Source organism: Shewanella waksmanii ATCC BAA-643, from assembly GCF_000518805.1.
GTDB classification, from domain to species: domain Bacteria; phylum Pseudomonadota; class Gammaproteobacteria; order Enterobacterales; family Shewanellaceae; genus Shewanella; species Shewanella waksmanii.
Map to the genome: position 1 here is coordinate 119,334 of NZ_JAEH01000010.1, position 6,000 is coordinate 125,333.

Sequence of the window (6,000 nt, forward strand, 5' to 3'; positions counted from 1 at the left end):
ATCTTTGACTTTTTTGTCAACAATTACTCGAATTGGTTGAATAAAAATTCAATATGATGACTTTTGTAGAGTTAGAGAATTGGCTGTGTGTGACAATTTGTATCATTTTCTGGAGTAAAAATACTAATGTGGGCTGCTTGTGGCAATAACATATGGCGAAAATGTCAGTTGCACGACTAAGGGATAATTGAATTTTGTTTGTGATTCCAGTAATGTTGCGCCATCAACAAATACGATCTACATCACAAATATCCAAGAAATAACGGAGATAACTATGAAAGTTGCTGTACTTGGTGCCGCTGGTGGTATTGGCCAGGCTTTAGCCCTACTTCTGAAAACTCAGCTGCCTGCCGGTTCAAAACTGTCCCTATATGATATCGCACCTGTTACCCCTGGTGTCGCCGTTGACCTTAGCCACATCCCAACTGATGTTGAAGTTAAAGGTTTTGCTGGTGAAGACCCAACACCTGCGTTAGAAGGCGCTGATGTTGTTCTTATCTCTGCTGGTGTCGCACGTAAGCCAGGCATGGACCGCTCAGATCTATTCAATATCAATGCGGGTATTGTTAGAAACCTAGTTGAAAAATGTGCTGCTGCTTGTCCAAAAGCATTGATTGGTATTATTACTAACCCTGTTAACACTACGGTAGCGATTGCAGCTGAAGTATTGAAAGCGGCAGGTGTCTATGACAAAAATCGTTTGTTCGGTGTGACTACACTAGATGTTATCCGTTCTGAAACTTTCGTTGCAGAAGCCAAAGGCCTGAATGTTGCTGACGTGAATGTCAATGTGATTGGCGGCCACAGCGGTGTAACTATCTTGCCTCTACTTTCTCAAATTGAAGGTGTGAGCTTTAGCGATGAAGAAGTAGCTGCATTAACGACACGCATTCAGAATGCGGGTACCGAAGTGGTTGAAGCTAAAGCCGGTGGCGGTAGTGCTACACTGTCAATGGGCCAAGCTGCATGCCGCTTTGGTTTATCGCTAGTGCGTGGTCTTCAAGGTGAAGCCAACGTGGTTGAGTGTGCCTATGTCGATGGTGGCAGTGAGCACGCAGAGTTTTTTGCGCAACCAGTATTGCTTGGCAAAAATGGTGTTGAGCAGGTACTAGCTTACGGTGAAACGAGTGCGTTTGAAGCCAATGCCCGTGATGCAATGCTAGATACCCTAAAAGCTGACATTACCTTAGGTATCGATTTCGTTAAGTAAATCGTTAGCAAAACAAAAAAAAGGAGCCTAATGGCTCCTTTTTTATTTGCTCGGTATTAAGCTTGCGACTTTTAGTGGCTACGCGCTGCTGCGATTTCAGCTAAAGAGATCAGCGCTTGCTTGTACTCACTGTCTGGTAGGGGAGAAAGTGCCGCTATGGCTTTGTCAGATTCTTCTAGCGCACGTTTTTCGGTATACGCCAGCGCCCCGCAACTATGCAATGCTGCCATAATGGTTTCGATATGCTCAGTACCGTCACCTTTCTCAATCGCTTCGCGGATCATTGCGCTTTGCGATTCGGTGCCATTTGCGATGGCATAAATCAGCGGCAGTGTTGGCTTTCCTTCGGCAAGATCATCACCGATGTTTTTGCCAAGCTCTTCAGTATCTGCGGTGTAATCGAGTAAGTCATCGGTGAGCTGGAAGGCGGTGCCGAGGTATTTGCCATAATCAGCAAGTGCGGTTTGAATCTCTATTGGACTGTCAGCAAGCACCCCTGCTAGGCGTGTCGCAGCTTCAAATAGCTTGGCGGTCTTGCAGTAAATGACACGCATGTAACTTTCTTCGGTGGTATCGGGGTCATTACAGTTCATCAACTGAAGTACCTCACCCTCTGCCAAAATGTTAGTTGCATCAGCTAGAACTTCTAGTACTTGCATGCTGCCTAACTCTGTCATCATCTGGAACGAGCGAGTATAAAGAAAGTCCCCAACCAACACGCTCGCACTATTGCCAAATAGGGCATTGGCGGTTTCACGCCCTCGGCGTAGCATAGACTCATCAACGACATCATCATGCAGCAAGGAAGCGGTATGAATGAATTCAATGATGGCTGCTAATTTAAGGTGGGCTTCACCTTGGTAGTCAATGGCACGTGCAGCTAATATTGATAGCAGCGGACGCATGCGTTTGCCGCCACCATTGATAATGTAGAAACCTAACTGGTTAATTAAGGCTACATCAGACTCGAGTTGTTTATAGATTAGCTGGTCGACATTTTTCATGTCGTGGTCAGCTAACTGACGAATGGCGTTCAAATCCATATTTAGGCTCTACCGTTAGGATACTTAAAAAGGGCGCATCCAATTTAATGCAAAAATGTTATAATATTGCGATTCTACCTAAAAATACGCTGTAAGACAGTATTAGTGAGCCATTGTGAGAGTAATTCCGATCTTTTTTTGATCAAAGTGAATTAGGACTTGTCAGCTTGGTCTAGTTAGCGTAAACTCCGCGACCATTGTCATTAAAGCTTTTATAGCACCCAGCCTAATAAAAAAGTCTGCGTGTTAGAAATATCGGAGTAAAATAGCTATGTACGCTGTTTTTCAAAGTGGTGGTAAGCAACACCGTGTTGCTGCAGGCCATACTGTACGTCTAGAAAAATTAGAAGTTGCTACAGGTGAAACTATCGAATTTGACCAAGTATTATTGGTTGCTGATGGTGAAACTGTACACGTTGGTGCACCTTTAGTTGAAGGTGGTAAGGTTATCGCTGAAGTTATCAACCACGGTCGTGGTGAGAAGGTAACTATTCAGAAGTTTAACCGTCGTAAGCACCACGAAAAGAAAATGGGCCACCGTCAGTGGTTCACCGAAGTTAAAATTACAGCTATCAACGCTTAATTAGGAGTCTAACTCATGGCACATAAAAAAGCTGGCGGTTCTACTCGTAACGGCCGCGATTCAGAAAGCAAACGTCTTGGTGTAAAGCGTTTCGGTGGTGAATCAGTTCTTGCTGGTAACATCATTGTTCGTCAACGTGGTACTAAATTCCACGCTGGTGTAAACGTAGGTATTGGTCGTGACCATACTCTATTCGCTTTGACTGACGGTAAAGTTAAGTTCGAAGTTAAAGGTCCTAAGAACCGTAAGTTCATTAGCATCGAATCTTAATCTGAGCGCAAGCAAAGATTTAAATAGAGCCCTGCCTTTGGCGGGGCTTTATTGTTTTTGTAGAGAGTTAAAATCAATGTTGCAGTTTAATTGGCGACGTTGAATGTGACTGCTGAGTAGCAAATGACTATCCAGCAGTGTAAAGAACATTGTTTTTTTGGCGACCCGAATAGATAGCGGATATAATTTCTCTATTCTGTGGTGTCAGGAGTGGTTATGAAGTTTGTCGATGAAGCGGTTATCAGAGTTGAAGCTGGTGATGGTGGTAGTGGTTGTGTCAGTTTTAGGCGCGAAAAATATGTTCCAGATGGTGGTCCAGATGGCGGTGATGGTGGCGATGGCGGCAGTGTATACCTGCAAGCAGATGAAAACCTCAATACGCTAATTGATTACCGTTTTGAACGCTTTCATCGCGCTGAGCGTGGTAATAATGGCCGGGGCAGAGATTGTACCGGTCACGGCGGTGAAGACTTGATTCTAAAAGTGCCAGTTGGTACCCGAGCTGTCGATGAAGAAACTGCTGAGTCGTTAGGTGACTTAACCACTCACGGTCAAAAATTACTAGTGGCCAAGGGCGGCTTCCACGGTTTAGGTAATACTCGTTTCAAAAGTAGTACCAATCGTGCTCCTCGCCAAAAAACACTCGGCACACCGGGTGAGGTTCGCAGTCTTAAGCTTGAATTGATGTTGCTAGCTGATGTTGGTTTACTTGGGATGCCAAATGCGGGTAAATCAACCTTCATTCGCGCCGTATCCAGAGCTAAGCCTAAAGTTGCTGACTACCCGTTCACCACATTGGTTCCCAATTTGGGGGTTGTGACCCCGCGCCATGGGCAAAGCTTTGTTATTGCTGACATCCCTGGGCTTATTGAAGGTGCTGCTGAAGGTGCCGGTCTTGGTATTCGCTTCCTTAAACACCTAGAGCGCTGTCGTGTGCTGCTGCATATTTTGGATATCGATCCAATTGATGGTAGCGATCCGGTTGATGCTGCTCGCGCCATTGTAGGCGAACTGGAAAAGCACTCACCAAAGCTGGCGAGCAAACCGCGTTGGTTAGTTTTCAATAAAACCGATCTATTGCTAGAAGTAGAGTTGCAGGAGCGGGTTGAGCGCATAGTGAAAGAGCTCGATTGGCAAGGCGATGTTTATACTATCTCTGCTTATAATCGTGAAGGCACTGAGCCGCTAACACTTAAGTTGGTCGATTTTATTGAGTCGTTGCCCGAAGAAGAAGCCGTTGATGCAGATGCTGAAGTTGAGTTTAAGTGGGATAATTACCATCAAGACTCTATCAACGAAGAGTACGAAGATGACATGGATGATGATGACTTCGACGATGACGACTACGATGTTGAGATTATCTACCAAAGATAAAGTATTGTCAGCGTATCAGCTCCATAGAGGGCTCTGTGTACGCTGATACTCAAAATGATATAACCCGCCAAGTTGTGCGGGTTGCGCAACTCCTGCTTGCCTACGGTGCTGAGTCAGAACTCGTTGAAGAGATGAGTCAGCGTCTAGGTGCGGCACTGGGACTAGCCAGTGTCGAACTGTCTATCTCGTCAAACTCCCTTGTTTTAACTAGCCTAGTTCATGGGCGCTGCATTACCACCACAAGACGTATTCGCGAACATGGGATCAATATGACCATTATTTGCGAGTTGCAACGAATCTGTTTGCTGACAGAGAAAGGCTTGTATGGTCTGGCTGAGGTGCGCAAGCGAGTTAATAGGATAGAGCCGAGAAGTTACCCTAAGCGTTACCTGATTCCCATGATTGGCCTTTCTTGCGCAAGCTTTTGTCATCTGTATGGTGGGGATTTAGCGGCTAGCGCACTCACTTTTTTAGCCAGCTCTATCGGTATGCTAGTACGGTTGCAGATAGCAAAGCATCATTTTAATTTACTCGTTAATTTTGCGGTGACAGCCTTTATTACCGTAGGAATCGCCCAATTAGGTTATCACTTCGAGCTAACTTCAACGCCTAAACTGCCTATGGCGGCCAGTGTACTCATGCTGGTACCTGGTTTTCCGATGATCAATGCCATTTCAGATATGGTCAAAGGCCATTTAAATGTGGGTATTGCCCGCTGGGGCCATGCTACCTTATTGACCGTCGCCTCTGTCGTAGGCATTACTATGGCGATGCAAGTCGGTGGCTTGTTATTATGATGCTGATTACCTCGTTAATCAATGATGCGATTTTCTCAGCTATTCCGGCTGTCGGTTTTGCCATGGTGTTCAATGTTCCACGGCGCTATCTTGGCTATTGCGCGATCGCCGGCGCGCTAGGTCATAGCACTCGCACTCTACTGATGCACTTTAACTTGCCGATAGAGTGGGCCACTTTTATTGCGGCAGCCATAGTGGGGTTGCTGACTATACAATTTGCTAAACGGCATTTAGCGCCACCATTAATGTATGCTGTTGCCGCGATTATACCTATGGTGCCAGGCACCTATGCATTTAATACCGTTATTGCACTAGTGCAATTATCGATGCTGCCTACAGTAACAACCGAGCTACTCGATAGCGTTATCAGTAATGGTTTAAAAACCGTGTTTATACTTGGCGCACTCGCTGTGGGCTTAGCCATGCCAAGTTTACTCTATTATCGAAGTCGGCCAGTGGTCTAATACCAATCAGTATAAGAATTTGATCTACTCAGCGCGCTTTTGGCAAACTAATTCAAGGCGAATAACTGAAACAATGGTTGCTCCCTTGTGAGGTTATTCAACGCAGAAGTAGGTAGCCCAAAACGCGCCAGAATGGCGAGTTTTAGCGATTCTGATGCTGTGTTAACGAGCTTAACCGTAGAATAACTATGCTCTTCACTCGTTGCCTTGCCTCAGAACCGCTAAACTCTCGCTGAGTGACTAAATGTTTATACTGATT

7 protein-coding genes are annotated in these 6,000 nt (G+C 45.4%); 6 read left to right on the forward strand and 1 reads right to left on the reverse strand.

The features are described 5' to 3' along the window. The first annotated feature begins 274 nt into the window (after positions 1-274). Entirely contained in the window at positions 275-1,210 is a 936-nt protein-coding gene (gene mdh, locus L865_RS0106905) for a malate dehydrogenase (RefSeq protein ID WP_028772563.1), read from the forward strand. Between the two features lie 71 nt (positions 1,211-1,281). On the opposite strand, the gene ispB is transcribed toward mdh, so the two are convergent. Next, complete coding sequence (gene ispB, locus L865_RS0106910) at positions 1,282-2,253, reverse strand: octaprenyl diphosphate synthase (RefSeq protein ID WP_028772564.1); 972 nt, start codon at positions 2,251-2,253, stop codon at positions 1,282-1,284. Positions 2,254-2,524: 271 nt separating this feature from the next. On the opposite strand from ispB, the gene rplU reads away from it, so the two are divergent. From rplU to L865_RS0106935, 5 genes are all read left to right on the forward strand, one after another. After that, positions 2,525-2,836 (forward strand): 50S ribosomal protein L21, encoded by a 312-nt coding sequence (rplU, locus tag L865_RS0106915; RefSeq protein ID WP_028772565.1) that lies wholly within the window; start codon positions 2,525-2,527, stop codon positions 2,834-2,836. A 15-nt stretch (positions 2,837-2,851) separates the two neighbouring features. Continuing rightward, complete coding sequence (gene rpmA / locus L865_RS0106920; protein WP_028772566.1) at positions 2,852-3,106, forward strand: 50S ribosomal protein L27; 255 nt, start codon at positions 2,852-2,854, stop codon at positions 3,104-3,106. A gap of 216 nt (positions 3,107-3,322) precedes the next feature. After that, on the forward strand, positions 3,323-4,480 hold the full coding sequence (cgtA, locus tag L865_RS0106925; RefSeq protein WP_028772567.1) for an Obg family GTPase CgtA: 1,158 nt from the start codon (positions 3,323-3,325) through the stop codon (positions 4,478-4,480). Between the two features lie 35 nt (positions 4,481-4,515). After that, positions 4,516-5,277: a threonine/serine exporter family protein gene (locus L865_RS0106930; protein ID WP_028772568.1), complete on the forward strand. Its 762-nt coding sequence runs from the start codon at positions 4,516-4,518 to the stop codon at positions 5,275-5,277. Further along, positions 5,274-5,741 carry a threonine/serine exporter family protein gene (locus tag L865_RS0106935; protein WP_179023722.1) on the forward strand — a complete coding sequence of 156 codons (468 nt, stop codon included), beginning with the start codon at positions 5,274-5,276 and terminating at the stop codon, positions 5,739-5,741. The genes L865_RS0106930 and L865_RS0106935 overlap by 4 nt, the downstream gene beginning before the upstream one ends. Positions 5,742-6,000 lie beyond the last annotated feature (259 nt).

What these genes read in the sequence shown, in the direction of transcription:
- mdh (WP_028772563.1), top strand. Translation starts at nt 275, where the DNA reads ATGAAAGTTGCTGTACTTGGTGCCGCTGGTGGTATTGGCCAGGCTTTA.
- ispB (WP_028772564.1), bottom strand. Translation starts at nt 2,253, where the DNA reads ATGGATTTGAACGCCATTCGTCAGTTAGCTGACCACGACATGAAAAAT.
- rplU (WP_028772565.1), top strand. Translation starts at nt 2,525, where the DNA reads ATGTACGCTGTTTTTCAAAGTGGTGGTAAGCAACACCGTGTTGCTGCA.
- rpmA (WP_028772566.1), top strand. Translation starts at nt 2,852, where the DNA reads ATGGCACATAAAAAAGCTGGCGGTTCTACTCGTAACGGCCGCGATTCA.
- cgtA (WP_028772567.1), top strand. Translation starts at nt 3,323, where the DNA reads ATGAAGTTTGTCGATGAAGCGGTTATCAGAGTTGAAGCTGGTGATGGT.
- L865_RS0106935 (WP_179023722.1), top strand. Translation starts at nt 5,274, where the DNA reads ATGATGCTGATTACCTCGTTAATCAATGATGCGATTTTCTCAGCTATT.